The sequence below is a fragment of the Bacillus sp. FSL P2-0069 genome (genome assembly GCF_038593315.1).
Classification (GTDB): domain Bacteria; phylum Bacillota; class Bacilli; order Bacillales; family Bacillaceae; genus Bacillus; species Bacillus safensis.
On the sequence record NZ_CP151984.1, the window covers coordinates 311,757 to 326,625 of the forward strand.

Here is a 14,869-nt window from a genome sequence, read left to right on the forward strand (position 1 = left end):
TAATTGGAGGGAATGGAATGCAAATATTGACGAAGATATCAGGTAAAAGCAAGGATTATCTTCCTTTGCTGGATATGATCAATCAAGGTGTTCAAGTTAAGGCCGATTCAGTTGAAAAGCATCTAGCAAATGAAAAGCTGGTGACGTTCCTTGAGCAAGATATAGAGCGCACAGGTTTGGAAAAAATTCTCTTCCATTATAAACAAAATAAGGAAAAAAAGATACCGTTTCTGCCAGTTGACAAACTGATTTCAGAAGATGAAATCGATGATATTATGCAGGTGCTGAAGGAAGTATTGAGCTCTGGCCGTTTTACTTCAGGGCCATATATTCCGACATTTGAAAAGGCGATTGCTGAGTACTTAGGGAAAAAATATGTCATTGCCACGTCAAGTGGAACAGATGCATTGATGATCAGTCTCATATCAGCAGGCGTCCATCCAGGAGACGAGGTGATTTTGCCGGCCAATAGCTTTGCTGCAACAGAAAATGCAGTGCTTGCCATTGGGGCTGTTCCGGTATATGCCGATATTGATCCTGAAACCTACTGCCTCTCACCGAGTGAAATAGAGAAGCATATCACAGATAAAACGGTATGCATTCTACCGGTTCATTTATATGGAAAGCAAGCGGATATGAAGGAGATTTCGGCGATTGCGAAACAGCATGGGCTGAAAATCATTGAAGACGGCTGTCAGGCGATTGGCAGCAGCGGCCTTGGCGCTTATGGAGATGGACTTGTTCTCAGCTTTAATCCATACAAAAACCTTGGGGTCTGCGGAAAGGCAGGAGCCATCGCTACAAATGATGAGGCCTTAGCGGAAAAATGCATGGAGATCAGCTATCACGGCTTTGAAGCTGGAAAGAAAAATGTCAAACGCAGTGACTACGGCTTTAATTCGAAAATTGATAATTTGCAGGCAGCGATTGGACTCGAACGAATGAAGTATTTAGGACTGCAAAATTTCAAACGTTTTTACTTAGCCAAGCGATACATTGACCAGCTGCAAACGGTTGAGGATGAAGGATATATGAAGCTCCCGACGCTGACAGATGATCATGTATGGCATCTATTCCCGATTAGAGTGCTGAAGGGAGACCGCGATGAACTGGCAGCGAAATTGCTGGAAATGGGCATAGAGACAGATGTCTATTACCCGGTTCTATCGCATCAGCATCAAACAAATCTTGTTTCTCAAAAATATAGACAAACGACACTTCCACACACGGAAAAAGCAGCACAGCAATTACTTCACTTGCCGCTTTATCCAGGAATGCCGCTGCAAGATCAGGAGAAGGTCATCGAGGGGGTTCAACATGTTATCAAGTCTTCCATTCAATAAAAAACTGCTGAATCAGCCGAAGAATCCGCAGTGGATCGTCTTCTGTGATTTTGATGAAACGTATTATTCTCACGGAATGACAGAGGAGCAGAGAGAGGATATCAAGCGGCTGGAAGCCTTTGTAGCAGAAAAGAGTGAAACAGGACAGCTCTTGCTGGGCTGGGTGACGGGAAGCAGTCTCGATTCTGTCACGAGCAAAATGGAAAAGGGCGGTTTTCATCAATTCCCGCATTTCATTGCGTCGAACTTAGGGACTGAGATTGTATATACATCGGATGCTCATTTTGGACAGCCAGATGCAGAGTGGATGAAGCGGCTGGATGCGCAGGGCTTTTCAGATGAAAAAATCGAAGACATCCTAAAAACTATCCGAGAAAAGGGAATTTCCCTTAGGCCGCAAACGCAGCTGGGCAGCTCAGGGTATAAGAAGAATTTCTATTATCAGGAGCAGGATGAGCGGACGGATCTTCATCATCTATCATTTATCCAAACACTGGCTAAAGAGCGAGGCGTGGCGGTCAACATCAACAAATGCAACCCGCTTGCAGGAGATCCTGCGGATTGCTATGATGTTGATTTTTTACCAGTCGGAACAGGGAAGGATGAAATTGTACGTTTTATGCTGAACCAATATGATTTATCGAAAGATCAAGGCTTTGCCTTTGGTGATAGTGGGAACGATTTGCGGATGCTTCAATCCGTCACACACGGTTTCCTTGTCCAAAATGCGACAGCCGAAGCCAAACGGCACCATCACCAAATTTGTCATCATGGGTATGCAAAAGGAATCTATGAAACACTGAAAACAGTGATGTATAAACATGAGGAGGCACATTCATGAAGAAAATTGGAATTGTTGGAGCAGGGAATATTGCAAAAGCACATGCAAGAGCATTATCAACGATCAAAGGTGCAGAATTATCCGGTGTCTATGATTTGCATGAGTCGGTCGCACAGGGATTCATTAAACAGTACGGCGGACGTGTGTATTCAAGTATCGAGACACTGGCAGATGCATCTGATGGATTGATTATTGCATCTCCTAATTTTTGTCACAAGGACCATGCCCTTCAGTCGCTAAGAGCAGGACAGCCGATTTTATGTGAAAAACCGATGGCTGTGTCGCTGAAGGAAGCGAAGGAAATGGTGGAGACAGCCAAACAGTTCCAAGTTCAAGCCAGTATGGGCTTTAACTATCGTTATTTATCCTTTGTGAATATATTGAAAAACTTGATTGCTAACGGTGAATTAGGACGCATTTTAACTGTTAGAACTCATTTTAAGAAAAACAGTGCCCTCAGAAGAAAGACATTTTCATGGAGAGACAGCGGCGAAAGTCTGCGTACGAGCGGTGCACTAGGGGATCTTGGCATTCATTTGATTGATATGCTGTGGTACTTATTTGGCAGTGAAATGAAGAAAGAATCACTTAACACCAAGATGCTGACACATGTAAAGGAAAAAGAAGAGAAAAAGGTTCAGGTGGATGATCATACCGAAATTTTCGGGCAGATGGAGAATCAAGTGTTCTTTCATTTGGTGACATCCAAAAGCACGCAGCCTGAGGAATGTGGATTTAGTGTAGAAGTCGTTGGACATGACAAGGTATTCAAATACCATACGAACATGAAAAACGAATATGAAATCAGTGATGGATTGTGTGTGGAGCGTCATCAAATGCCGCAAACTTTGCTGACAGATCCGCCAAATGAATTTTACGGATGGTCCGATACATTCCGCGATCAGCTGATGCATTGGGTGAATACTGATCCATACCCATCTCATATGAAGGTCGCTGATTTTGAAGATGGTTATCGCGCGCAGGCTGCGCTCAATACATGCTTTGAGAGGGAAGAGGCAGTCGTCTCTGCCCAGGCATATTAAAGAGGTGGAGCGGAGGATGTGATGACTCCGCTCCTTTTTAGAGGAAGTGAAAAGATGAAAAAGGTATTTTATTTTGGCTGTGTCTTTTATTTTTTTATTGGGACCATTCATGTGTTTTTTGGCAGCTTAACGCCTTATTTGCTGTCGAGTTACGATAAAGGCCCCGGGGAATTATCATCTTTAATTTTTTTTCAGTTTATTGGTTTTTTGACAGGCGTTCTGTTATCCCCCATTCTAGTGAGAAAAAAAGGCTATGGCGCTGTGCTGACCATGGGTCTTTTGCTGATGATCGGCTCACTTCTGCTGGGGCTATTGGTGCCAGGCTGGACAACGCTTGTGCTGGCAGGTTTTTTTCTTGGGAGCGGCGCAGGCAGTCTTGAGACAACAGCTGGTGCATATGTCATTTCGATGGCAAATAGTGCAAAGCGAATCAGTATCATGGAGGTCTTTTTTGGATTAGGTGCGCTGTTATTCCCGCTAGTGATTCTGCTGACTGTCACAGAACAGACATGGCAGTATGTGTTTTTATTTCAGGTGGGTGCGCTGACATTTTTCCTTATGCTTTGGCTTGTTTTTATGAACAAACTGCCTCACGGACAGATGAATGCTCCTTCCACAGAAGGGACGAGGAAACCGTCCTTGCTTGTTGATCGAAATAATCGAATGATTGTGGTGATCATGATTTGCTTTGCCTTTTTCTACGCAGGGATTGAAACGAACTTTGCGAATTTTTTGCCGTCGATCATGCTGGAAAAAGGGGGAGAAAATTGGGGCCTCTTTGCGGTCTCTACTTTCTGGACAGCGATCGTCATTGGCAGAACCGTAATTGCGAGAAAAGCCGATCAGCTGCATCCGCTGCGTTTTTTAAAGCTAAGCGCATCTCTGATGATTCTGCTGCTTGTGATATTCGCTCTGACAACCCACATCACCGCGCAGTTGATTCTCATCTTTTTCATCGGCCTTTGCGCAGCGGGCATGTTCCCAATCGCACTGACAGCATCTGCCTTAATGATTGAAAATGCCATCGATGAGGCGACGAGTTATTTTATTGCAGCCGCAAGCTTAGGCGGAGCCTGCTTGTCCTTTTTGATTGGATTTAGTCTGGAATGGGCAGGAGCGGCAAGTGCCGTCTTTGTATTTGCCTTCTTAGCTGTTCTTCTGTTTGCAGCTACGATTCAAATGAATCGTTCTAAGAAAAAAGAAACAATACACGCGCAGCAGTCGGCACTGAAAGCAGACCGCTAAGCATCCGCCTGAAATGATGACAAAGGACTTGTACTAAAACGCAGAAAGTTTGAATAACATGTACAAGTCAGCATCAAAAGGAGGACGTCTATGTGGCGGTGTTTTTTGGTTATATCTTTTTAGGGTTGTCACTTTCAGCGCCTGTTGGGCCAGTCAATGCAGCCCAAATCGACAGAGGGATTAAAAGTGGATTTTGGCATGCGTGGATTTTTGGTGTAGGGGCTATGGCTGCGGATATTGTCTATATGCTTCTCATCTATTTTGGTGTCGCCCAGCTTTTGACTGCACCTCTTGTAAAAACCTTTTTGTGGCTGTTCGGCTTTTTCGTTTTGACCTATACCGGCATTGAAAGTCTGCGTAAAATCAATTTGCAGGAGAGTCCGAAAAAAGACAGCGAAAACACATCAATTGGCAAATCGTTTATGACCGGATTTTTCATTTCTCTTTCTAATCCGCTCAGTATTTTGTTTTGGCTTGGCATCTATGGCAGCATCTTAGCCAATACGATCGAAAAGTATGGAGCTTCCCAAATGCTCATGTACAGTATGGCTATTTTTATCGGCATGCTGATCTGGGATTTCAGTATGGCGCTGCTTGCTAGTTCGTTTAGGCGTTATTTAAGTGAACGTGTTTTACATGGCTTATCTGTTCTTGCAGGTCTATCTTTACTTGGTTTCGGCGCCTATTTTGGGTATCAGGGGATCATGGCGTTGATTGGGTAGAAAAACAGACTGACATATTCAGTCTGTTTTTTTGTAAGGATTGACAGACATAACACATTCTTGAATAATGGTGGAATATTAAATGGTTTGAAGGAGCTTCTGCTATGCGTATGTTTTTGCCAGTATTCAACTATGTGTGTATGTTGATTTTATCAGTCATCACAGCAACATTCGTTTATACGTTTTTATTCATGCCGCCTGAAGTGGGCTTTAGTTATGTGGAGATGACCAGTCTGTTCATTTTGTCCGCTTATGTCATTTTTGCTGCACCGATTCAGTTTGTTTTACACCGGCATCCTAAGAGGTTTCGAAGCCGTGACTTACTGATTTATTTTATTGCGGCATGGCTGGTTTGTTCGGCTTTGGCTTTATGGATTGATTATGGGCTTGTTGTGTTCATGAGCTATAAAGTCTATCTGTTTAGCTTCTGCGCAGCCCTTATTTATTGGGTGCTGGATTCCGTTTTTTTGATGAATAATCGATCGTAGGTATGGCGAAAGGCTCTCTATTAACTTACACTAGTCTGATCATACATAATAGAATTAAAGAAACAAATACCTGCTCAATTTGAATAGAAACCCCATTTTGTCATGCGCTAGGAAAGTCGTGGAAGGACAGTCACCACAGCCATTTGCACCTCATAGGCTATGGAGAAGACGCTAAAACGAGGTGTAAAGAAATGGCCCAGCTGTATGCAAAAAGTTGCCTTGATCAAAATCTACGATCACTAGAAGAATGGAAGCAGGATGCTTTCACACAATTTGGCAAGATGGTAGGAGATGAAGCCGATACATTCCCATGTGTACCCGGAAGACAGGGATTTTTTCTCGATCATTTACGCTATGGGTTTGTCGGTGACCCTAGGAAAGAGGAAGCGGTTGATGAATTAGCCCAGCTGCTGAGAGAATATCAAGGCTGTGCGAAAGAAACCGGTCAATATGCTTCATTTATCTGTTTTTTTGAAACACCGCAGGACTTACAGGAAAGTTCGCTTGAAGAGTTTGAGCAGCAGTTTTGGTCGCTGCTTAAGCGGCTGCATCATAAAGATGAAGAACCGTGGCCTGAGGAGATCCCATTAGATACTCATCATCATGAGTGGGAGTATTGCTTCCATGGTGAGGCGTATTTTATTTTGTGTTCCACACCTGCTCATAAGCTCAGAAAAAGCCGCCACTTCCCTTATCTCTTGATGGCATTTCAGCCTAGGTGGGTGTTTGAGAAAATGAATGGATCGACCAAGTTTGGACAAAAAATGAGCCAGCTCGTTCGCAAGCGGCTCAAAGCATATGATGAGGTCAGTGTTCATCCATCATTAAAATGGTACGGGGATCCGACCAATCATGAATGGAAGCAATACTTTCTCCCAGATGAAGAGGCGGAGAAACCAGCCTCCGCCAAATGTCCATTTACTGCATTAAAAAACATGATGAAATTATGATGCGGTCTGATCCTGCTTCCACTTTTTCCTCATAAATAGCACCATGATGGCAATCACTGCAATGATCCCAAGGCTGATAAAAAAGCCAGGTCGTCCGCTTGCCTCTGTTAATGTGCCTGATACAGCGGCTCCAATTAAGAGCAGCGCAAGAATCATTTCGCACGTTTGGCGAGTGGATGGCTTGGATAGCTTTTTACTTGAGAACAGAATAAAAATCCATGTGTACAGCAGGGTAAGACCGGCTGCTGTTGTGAGATGCTCGTAGATGTGTTTGGACAAAAAGAGTGCAAGCAAAATTGAGACAATTAAGCCAGCAGCAGTTAAGATAATCGAAGACCATCTCACATGCGATGGATCTTTTTGTTTAAAACAAGCAGGTGCATCCTGATGCTCTGACATTGTGCCGAGCAGCGTTGTGACCGCATAGAGAGAGGCAACCAGTGTCGAAAAACCAGCAATAATGAAAATGCCATTAAAGATATGAAGAAAGATCGATAAATGAAACGGCTCTAATGAAGTAATAAATGGACTGCTGTTCTCATTAAAGGCTGTCACTGGGACAAGCAAGAGAGCAAGTCCGATTGAGACGATATAGATGACTGCTAGAATGATCAGCATGACACGTCCAGCTTTTGCCGCATCCTTCGGGTCCTTTAAATGAACCGCCATCAGCCCCATGACTTCAATTCCCCCAAATGCATAAAATGCGTAAATCAATCCATTCCAAAGACCAAGCGGACCAAGAGGCATCCATTCGTGATCCTTGTTAGGCAGATGAAGGGTCGGTTTATGTTCTGTCAAAATGCCGAATAATACAAGCACCGCAAGAATCATAAATAGAAAAATCGCCGCAGTTTTCAGTACCGCAAGAACATTTTCTGTCTTTTGAAAAGAAGAAAGCCCAATGATAATCACGAGCAGGGCAAGAGCGGAATAAATCGCAGAAAACACCCAAAGCGGAACAGAAGGAAACCAGTGGCGGGTAAACAGAGAAATGGCGGTTAACTGACTTCCTGTAATCAGCATTTCTGCAAACCAATACACCCAGCCATTGCTAAACCCTGCCCAGCGTCCGTATGCTTTACGAGCATAGGAACAAAATGACCCTTTATCAGGATTATCAGCTGTCATCGCAGCTAAATGTTTAAAGACGAGATATGTTCCGACTGCAGCAAGCAAAAAAGAGATGCAGACGGAATAACCGGATTTTGTAATGGCGATGCTGGAACCAAGGAAGAACCCAGTGCCAATTGTACAGCCGACTCCGATGAGAGAAAGCTGCCACCAAGATAAAGATTGTTCTTCTTTCAATGCAAGTGCAACACCTTTCTATTTCAATGACATTAGCTTGTGACCGCGTCTTTTTTTTATACATGATCAAGGGGACATTTTGGGCATACTATCATGGAAAGGAGTGCATGTGATGAACGGAGAACACGTCATTTTACCAAAGGGTAGACTCGGTTTTCGTTTAGGAAAAGGCCAATGTATGCGAGTGGTTGATGTCGAAGGCCAGCAAGTAGCAGATGTGATGGCCTATCATGAAAAAGATTTTTATGAAAAATTTGACCAAGGTGCGACGATGGACAGTTTGTTCTCGTCTAAAGTGAAAAAAGGCGATAAGCTTTATTCTAATTTATATAAACCGATGTTTACGATCATTGAAGATACAGTAGAATGCCATGATTTATACATGCCCGCCTGCCGGCAAGAGATGTATCAGCTTTTATACGGCCGGACGCACTTAGAGGTCATGCATACATGCTACGACAATTTGCGGACTGCCTTTGAGCCCTTTGGAATTCCAAAGGAGGATATGTACTATCCTTTTAACGCCTTTATGAATACAGTCATTGATGAAAAAGGAAAGCTGTCTGTCGAGCTGCCAAAATCGCTGCCCGGTGACTACATTCGCCTGCGGGCTGAAATGGACCTCATTGTGGCCGTGTCTGCATGTCCTGCTGATATTGGGAAGTGTAATGGATCAAGCTGTACATCCATACGGGTAGAAATCGATTAAAAAAGAAAAGGACCAGTCAAAAAAGACATGGTCTTTTTCACTTGTGAATGTTTGATTATCTAAGAAATAGGGGAACGTCTAACAAAATGTTCTTGATGAAAACATGGTATAATGAAGATTCAAAAAACGTTATTAAATCAATGAATTGGGAGTAAAACCTGTTCTCTTCATGTAGAGGATGCTTAGGAGGAAAAGTGTATGAGTTTGCAGAAAAAGATCAGCCAAGAGTTGCATGTGCAGCCCTCAATTGACCCAAAGCAGGAGATCGAAAAACGGGTTGGATTTCTAAAAGAGTACTTGAAAAAAACCGGGGCAAAAGGATTTGTTCTCGGTATTAGCGGCGGGCAGGATTCAACGCTTGCTGGACGTCTTGCACAGCTTGCTGTCAGTGAGCTTCGTCAAGAAGGAAAAGAGGATGCGGTCTTTATTGCGGTACGCCTTCCGCATGGTGTGCAGCAGGATGAAGATGATGCACAGCTCGCCCTATCATTTATTCAGCCAGACAAGTCGTGGAAATATGATATTGCACCTGCCGTGTCAGCATTCAGTGATCAATATCAAAAGGAAACGGGCGGCCCATTGTCTGACTTTAATAAAGGAAATGTCAAAGCTCGCATGAGAATGATCGCGCAATATGCTGTCGGTGGTGAGGAAGGATTGCTTGTCATCGGTACAGATCATGCAGCTGAAGCAGTAACTGGCTTCTTCACGAAGTATGGTGATGGCGGTGCAGATGTTCTCCCGCTCACAGGTTTGACAAAACGCCAAGGACGGACGCTTTTAGAAGCGCTAGAAGCACCGGAACGCCTGTATTTAAAGAAACCAACAGCCGATCTGCTGGATGATAAACCTCAGCAAACGGATGAAACAGAACTCGGCATTACGTACAATGAAATTGATGATTACTTAGAAGGAAAATCAGTCTCAGATCAAGCAGCAGAAGCGATTGAAAAGCGTTATGTTCAATCAGAGCATAAACGCCAAGTACCCGCTTCCATGTTTGATGACTGGTGGAAATAAAAAGAAACCTCTCCGATGATGGAGAGGTTTTTTTATGTCGAATTTCAAGTGGATTTGACAAAATAACCAAAAGTTCATTAAATTAGTAGAACGATATACTTAAGTCCATTTAACTAAATATCGCTTTTTTTGATCAAAAAAAGCAGACATAATTAGTTCGATTCACTTAATTTCACTTCTATTGACAGTATTTTCAGAAAAAATAATTGACGAACAAAAAGAATGCGCTTACAATGAAACCACATTCCGAAAAGTGAAATTAGATTCCACTGAATGGAATAAAGGGGTGATTCACCTCCAAATAAGAAGCTAAAGGAATGATTCACACAATGAAAAATCGAAGTGCACTGGAAATTTACAAAGAGGGAGGCGCATGGTGGGAGACTGAGATTAGTCATATTCAAAAAAATTCAATTGAACTACGAGGGTATCCGATTGAAGAACTGATTGGTGAATTGTCGTATCCACAAATGCTCTATTTACTGCTTGTTGGTGAATTATTGGATGATTCAAAAGCAGCTCTTTTTGAAAGTGTTCTTGTCGCAGGTGCGGACCATGGACCAAGAGCGCCATCTATTGCAGCAGCTAGAATGGCGGTGACTTGCGGCATTTCGTTTAATTCCTCTGTTGCAACAGGGGTGAATCTATTAGGTGACATTCATGGCGGAGCCGGAGAGAAGGCCATGCGTATGTTATACGAGGCCAAAGCGGTCTACGATGATCAAAAGGATATACATTCTGCGGCAAAGCAAGTGTGTCAAACATGGTTAAATCGCAAGGAAAAAATCCCGGGAATCGGCCATCAGCTTCATGATGATGATCCGAGGGTGAGACGACTATATGAGCTGAGTCACACATATGTCCAGCAAGGTCTTATCAGCGGCACATATTTACGGTTGGCCGAAGCGATTAGACATGAGCTTGAACAACTGAAAGGGAAGAAAATCACGATGAATATAGATGGTGTATCTGCTGCCATCCAATGTGAATTAAACATTCCAGCAGAAGCAGCAAAAGGCATTTTTTCCTTATCCAGAGGAATGGGCATCGTGGCGCATGCATATGAGGAGCTCACAAAGGGAGCCCTCGTGAAAGGACCTTGTCCGAATGAAGAAAGATTGGTTCGTTATGCAGGACATGGAACGCGGCACTTGAAGGAGGGAGAAAAAATTTGAGTGGTTTAAAAGCGTTGTCATATATAAACGGCGAGTGGCTGGATACAGGTCGTGTCAAAACAGATATCATCAATCCTTACTCAGGAGAAAGGATCGGAACATCCTATCTCGCCTCATCAGAAGACATAGAACAGGCACTTTCTAGTGCGCAGCAGGCTAAAAAACAAATAGCGGAAATATCGGCAATCGAACGCTCAAAGCTTCTAACAAAAGCAGCCACCTTGCTTGAAGAACAAAAAGACCATTTTGAAAAACTGATTTCGCTGGAATTAGGCAAACCGCTTAAAAATACAAGAGATGAAGTTTCGCGATCAATTGAGACGCTGGCGCAGTCTGCGGAAGAAGCGAATCGATTAATAGGTGAGACCATTCCTGGCAATGTATCATCACGCGGACAGGGAGCAATGGCCATGACATTTAAAGTACCAGTCGGAGTTGTGCTGGCGATTACCCCTTTTAATGCACCGCTCAACTTAATTTGTCACAAAGTCGGTCCGGCCTTTGCGGGAGGGAATGTCATCATTTTGAAGCCCGCACCGCAAACATCAGCTGTTGCCACAGCGTTTGTCAAACTCCTTCTCGAAGCAGGATTTCCTCATGCTGGTTTGCAGCTTGTGATTGGCGGGGTCGAGGCCGGGAAACAGTTAGTCACTGATGAAAGAACGAATCTCATCTCTTTTACCGGCGGGGCTGCCGGAGGCGAACACATTACAACCTCTGCGGGATTGAAAAAGGTCCTGCTCGAACTCGGAGGGAATGGCGCGACGATTGTTCATCACGATGCAGATATTGAACAAGCCGCATCCATGTGTGCCAAAACAGGCTTTAGTAATTCCGGTCAAAGCTGTATTTCTGTTCAAAGAATTTATGTCCATCAGGAAATGATGCCGTCGTTTACTGAGGTATTAAAACAAAAAGTAGAGCAGCTTGTCGTTGGAGATCCGCTGTCCAGCGAGAGTGATATCGGCTGTATGGTCGATGTACAGGCCGCGCAGCGTGTTGAGGCATGGATACAAGAGGCAGAGAGCATGGGTGCCCACCTTTTATGCGGGGGGAAAAGAAATGGAGCGAGCATCACACCGGCTATTTTGCTAAACCCTCCGAAACAGGCCAAGGTCGTCTGTGAGGAAGTGTTCGGCCCAGTTGTCAGCATTCTCCCTTATGAGGAGCTGGAGGAGGCAATTAAAGAAGCAAATGATAGCCGATATGGTTTGCAGGCAGGGATCTTTACGAATCAGCTGGATGTGGCATTACACGCAGCAAAAGAGCTTGAAACTGGCGGGGTTGTCATCAATGGGACATCGAATTTTAGACTGGATCATTGGCCTTATGGCGGGATTAAGCGAAGTGGCCTTGGAAGAGAAGGTCCGCGTTTCGCCATTGAGGAGATGACCGAAACCAAAATGGTCGTGCTTCCACAGGGTCTGTGAAAGGGGCGTTTGGATGTGAATGCATTTCAGCAAAAGGTAAAAAGTGTGCAGGCAGGCGGTCAGCCAATGATTTGTACGCCGCTCATCGGACAAACAAAGGAAGAATTATTTCATGAGGTCGAGGTGTTAACTGAGAAAAATCCTGATGTGATAGAGTGGCGGGCGGATTTTTTTCATCACCTTCATGACAAGGAACAAGTGATAGAAACCCTTAAGGGAATGGTAGAAAAGGCAAAGGGTATCCCATTTTTATTCACGATTCGCTCTGAAAAGGAGGGCGGCGAAAGTATATCACTCTCAGAATCTGAGAAGGTTTCTCTGCTTGCCGAGCTTTGTTCCACTCAGCTTGTGGACGCCGTTGATTATGAATTGATGCATGATGTGACACATATACAGCAAGTCAGTCAGGCGGCTAAAAGAAATGGGATCACCTTGATTGTGTCGTATCACGATTTCCAGCGTACCCCTGAGGTAGATCGTCTCGTGCAGCTATTCGTCAATGCAGAATCAGTCGGCGCCGACATTGCAAAGATCGCAGTGATGCCGTATTCCTATGACGATGCATTAACACTGCTCTCGGCGACCAGCCATGCGAAAAAGCAGCTGTCAATTCCCGTTATTTCAATGGCAATGGGGGAATACGGGGCTTTTACAAGAATGATTGGCGGACTTTTTGGATCTGTCATGACCTTTGCTGTAGGGAAAGAAAGCTCAGCTCCCGGGCAAGTGGCGATACAGGATTTGAACAATGTTCTATCTATTGTGTTTTCAAAGAATAAGTGAGTAGCAGATTCATAGCTGCACCGTGAGAGGAGAGAAACATGAAGAAGAATATTTCTACACAGGTTATTCAGTACTTAGAAAATCGGGGAGTCGAGCATATTTTCGGTCTCTGCGGTCATACGAATATTGCTTTTTTATCAGCGCTTGAAAAAAGCTCGATTCAATTTGTAAATGTCAGGCATGAACAGATAGCGGCACATGCAGCTGATGGTTATGCGCGGGCAAAGAAACAGACGGCTGTTGTTCTCAGTCATCTAGGACCCGGACTCACCAATGCGGCAACAGGGGTAGCGAATGCAGCACTTGATTCCATTCCAATGGTTGTCATTGCAGGAGATGTCCCAAGTCATTATTACGGAAAGCACCCACATCAAGAGATCAATCTTCATTCCGATGCCTCTCAATACGAAATTTACCGACCGTTTGTGAAAAGAGCATGGCGAGTCGATATTCCAGAATTATTTCCAGAGATTTTATCAAAAGCATTTCAGTTAGCTGAAAGCGGCCGTCCTGGCCCGGTGCTTATTTCTGTTCCAATGGATGTTTTCTCAAAGGACCTAGATGTGTCCTTGTTTGAACAAATCAACCATCATACACACACCATTGAAAAACCTTCTATTGATGATCAAACGGCCAATCGGATATTGGATCGATTGCTGCAGACAGAAAGACCGCTCTTATATGTAGGGGGAGGCATTATATTAGCTGATGCAGCTGAAGAATTAAAGGCATTTTCTGACCATCTGAGTATCCCTGTCGCCCATTCTTTGATGGGGAAAGGAGCCATGCCGGATGATCATCCAATGACTCTTGGAATGACAGGGTTTTGGGGGACAAAATTTATCAATGATCAGTGCAAAGAAGCAGATTATATATTGGCTTTAGGCACCCGTTTTGCTGAAGCTGATGCGAGCTCGTGGGAATCAGATTATACGTTCCGCTTCCCATCAACCAAGCTCATTCATATTGACATTGACCCGAATGAAATTGGACGTAACTATCCTGTTGAAATTGGAGCAGTAGCCGATCTTAAGCAAGCCTTGACTGTACTCAATCGAGTGGCGAGAGAAAGACTCCCAAAAGGGCTGGATCGACCTGAATTGAAAAAGGAAATTGCGGCATATCGTAAGGAGTTTCAGGCGGGCAATCTGACGAATGTTCAAGATGAATCCTTCCCAATGAAGCCGCAGCGTATTTTGCAGGAAGTACGGGAAGTATTGCCGCCAGATGCCTTTATTACAACGGATGTTGGCTGGAACAAAAATGGGGTCGGACAGCAATTTCCTGTGCTCACGCCAGGTACCATTTTAACGCCAGGCGGCTTTGCAACGATGGGATTTGGAGCACCTGCCGCACTTGGGGCAAAGATTGCCCAGCCTGACCGTGTTGTTGTGTCACTCGTTGGAGACGGCGGCTTCGGTCAAAATCCATCCGTTCTTGCAACAGCAGTTGAAGAGAACATTCCTGTTGTGTGGATTGTGATGAATAACAGTGCATTTGGAACAATAGCCGGTTTGCAAATGGCGCACTATGAAACGACGTACGGCACTGTTTTCAGAAAAGGTGGAGAAAGCTATTCACCGGATTTTGCTGCCGTTGCGAGAGGTTATGGGATGAAGGGGATTAAAATCACCTCTGCTTCTGAATTCAAAGAAGCTTTAGCTGAAGCCATTGCTTCTCAGGAGCCTTGCGTTATTGATGTAGCAATGAAAAATGATCCTGTTCCTACGGATGGACATTGGAATATTAATGACATTTATTCACCAAATTCAAAGCGCTCACATGTCAGCGTGAATTAAACAGAACGAG

Annotated in this window: 14 protein-coding genes; 13 read left to right on the forward strand and 1 reads right to left on the reverse strand. The window is 44.1% G+C overall.

Annotated elements, in window-relative coordinates; genetic code table 11:
- Positions 1–17 precede the first annotated feature (17 nt).
- The 7 genes from NSQ34_RS01700 (at position 18) to NSQ34_RS01730 (ending at position 6,632) form a co-directional block, all read left to right on the forward strand.
- Positions 18–1,343 carry a DegT/DnrJ/EryC1/StrS family aminotransferase gene (locus tag NSQ34_RS01700; RefSeq protein WP_254001552.1) on the forward strand — a complete coding sequence of 442 codons (1,326 nt, stop codon included), beginning with the start codon at positions 18–20 and terminating at the stop codon, positions 1,341–1,343.
- Entirely contained in the window at positions 1,318–2,184 is an 867-nt protein-coding gene (locus NSQ34_RS01705; RefSeq protein WP_211043915.1) for an HAD-IIB family hydrolase, read from the forward strand. The genes NSQ34_RS01700 and NSQ34_RS01705 overlap by 26 nt, the downstream gene beginning before the upstream one ends.
- Positions 2,181–3,227, forward strand: coding sequence for a Gfo/Idh/MocA family oxidoreductase (locus NSQ34_RS01710; RefSeq protein ID WP_024424339.1), 1,047 nt, complete (start codon positions 2,181–2,183; stop codon positions 3,225–3,227). The genes NSQ34_RS01705 and NSQ34_RS01710 overlap by 4 nt, the downstream gene beginning before the upstream one ends.
- Positions 3,228–3,281: 54 nt before the next feature.
- A complete protein-coding gene (locus NSQ34_RS01715) occupies positions 3,282–4,472 on the forward strand; it encodes an MFS transporter (protein ID WP_254001553.1) in 1,191 nt (396 codons plus the stop codon).
- 92 nt (positions 4,473–4,564) lie between these two features.
- A complete protein-coding gene (locus NSQ34_RS01720; RefSeq protein WP_024424337.1) occupies positions 4,565–5,194 on the forward strand; it encodes a LysE family translocator in 630 nt (209 codons plus the stop codon).
- A 104-nt stretch (positions 5,195–5,298) separates the two neighbouring features.
- Positions 5,299–5,682, forward strand: coding sequence for a UPF0715 family protein (locus tag NSQ34_RS01725; RefSeq protein WP_034283242.1), 384 nt, complete (start codon positions 5,299–5,301; stop codon positions 5,680–5,682).
- A 191-nt stretch (positions 5,683–5,873) separates the two neighbouring features.
- Positions 5,874–6,632, forward strand: coding sequence for a YqcI/YcgG family protein (locus tag NSQ34_RS01730; protein WP_098677409.1), 759 nt, complete (start codon positions 5,874–5,876; stop codon positions 6,630–6,632).
- On the opposite strand, the gene NSQ34_RS01735 is transcribed toward NSQ34_RS01730, so the two are convergent.
- On the reverse strand, positions 6,627–7,943 hold the full coding sequence (locus NSQ34_RS01735; protein ID WP_034283246.1) for an amino acid permease: 1,317 nt from the start codon (positions 7,941–7,943) through the stop codon (positions 6,627–6,629). The two genes, NSQ34_RS01730 and NSQ34_RS01735, sit on opposite strands and share 6 nt — an antisense overlap.
- A 112-nt stretch (positions 7,944–8,055) precedes the next feature.
- On the opposite strand from NSQ34_RS01735, the gene NSQ34_RS01740 reads away from it, so the two are divergent.
- The 6 genes from NSQ34_RS01740 to NSQ34_RS01765 all read left to right on the forward strand — a co-directional run bounded on the left by NSQ34_RS01740 (position 8,056) and on the right by NSQ34_RS01765 (position 14,859).
- Complete coding sequence (locus NSQ34_RS01740) at positions 8,056–8,652, forward strand: urea carboxylase-associated family protein (protein ID WP_034283248.1); 597 nt, start codon at positions 8,056–8,058, stop codon at positions 8,650–8,652.
- Positions 8,653–8,850: 198 nt separating this feature from the next.
- Positions 8,851–9,672: an ammonia-dependent NAD(+) synthetase gene (gene nadE / locus NSQ34_RS01745; RefSeq protein ID WP_061110406.1), complete on the forward strand. Its 822-nt coding sequence runs from the start codon at positions 8,851–8,853 to the stop codon at positions 9,670–9,672.
- 317 nt (positions 9,673–9,989) lie between these two features.
- Entirely contained in the window at positions 9,990–10,847 is an 858-nt protein-coding gene (locus NSQ34_RS01750; RefSeq protein ID WP_098677410.1) for a citryl-CoA lyase, read from the forward strand.
- On the forward strand, positions 10,844–12,277 hold the full coding sequence (locus NSQ34_RS01755; RefSeq protein WP_268456367.1) for an aldehyde dehydrogenase family protein: 1,434 nt from the start codon (positions 10,844–10,846) through the stop codon (positions 12,275–12,277). The genes NSQ34_RS01750 and NSQ34_RS01755 overlap by 4 nt, the downstream gene beginning before the upstream one ends.
- Positions 12,278–12,286: 9 nt before the next feature.
- Positions 12,287–13,060, forward strand: coding sequence for a type I 3-dehydroquinate dehydratase (aroD, locus tag NSQ34_RS01760; RefSeq protein WP_034283254.1), 774 nt, complete (start codon positions 12,287–12,289; stop codon positions 13,058–13,060).
- Between the two features lie 38 nt (positions 13,061–13,098).
- Positions 13,099–14,859, forward strand: a complete 1,761-nt coding sequence (locus NSQ34_RS01765; protein ID WP_101677024.1) for a thiamine pyrophosphate-binding protein — start codon at positions 13,099–13,101, stop codon at positions 14,857–14,859.
- The last annotated feature ends 10 nt before the right edge of the window (positions 14,860–14,869 follow it).

Excerpts from the sequence above, each read along its gene's own strand:
- NSQ34_RS01740 (WP_034283248.1), top strand. The coding sequence starts at position 8,056 with ATGAACGGAGAACACGTCATTTTACCAAAGGGTAGACTCGGTTTTCGT.
- NSQ34_RS01730 (WP_098677409.1), top strand. The coding sequence starts at position 5,874 with ATGGCCCAGCTGTATGCAAAAAGTTGCCTTGATCAAAATCTACGATCA.
- NSQ34_RS01750 (WP_098677410.1), top strand. The coding sequence starts at position 9,990 with ATGATTCACACAATGAAAAATCGAAGTGCACTGGAAATTTACAAAGAG.
- NSQ34_RS01705 (WP_211043915.1), top strand. The coding sequence starts at position 1,318 with ATGTTATCAAGTCTTCCATTCAATAAAAAACTGCTGAATCAGCCGAAG.
- NSQ34_RS01710 (WP_024424339.1), top strand. The coding sequence starts at position 2,181 with ATGAAGAAAATTGGAATTGTTGGAGCAGGGAATATTGCAAAAGCACAT.
- NSQ34_RS01715 (WP_254001553.1), top strand. The coding sequence starts at position 3,282 with ATGAAAAAGGTATTTTATTTTGGCTGTGTCTTTTATTTTTTTATTGGG.
- NSQ34_RS01725 (WP_034283242.1), top strand. The coding sequence starts at position 5,299 with ATGCGTATGTTTTTGCCAGTATTCAACTATGTGTGTATGTTGATTTTA.
- NSQ34_RS01700 (WP_254001552.1), top strand. The coding sequence starts at position 18 with ATGCAAATATTGACGAAGATATCAGGTAAAAGCAAGGATTATCTTCCT.
- NSQ34_RS01765 (WP_101677024.1), top strand. The coding sequence starts at position 13,099 with ATGAAGAAGAATATTTCTACACAGGTTATTCAGTACTTAGAAAATCGG.
- nadE (WP_061110406.1), top strand. The coding sequence starts at position 8,851 with ATGAGTTTGCAGAAAAAGATCAGCCAAGAGTTGCATGTGCAGCCCTCA.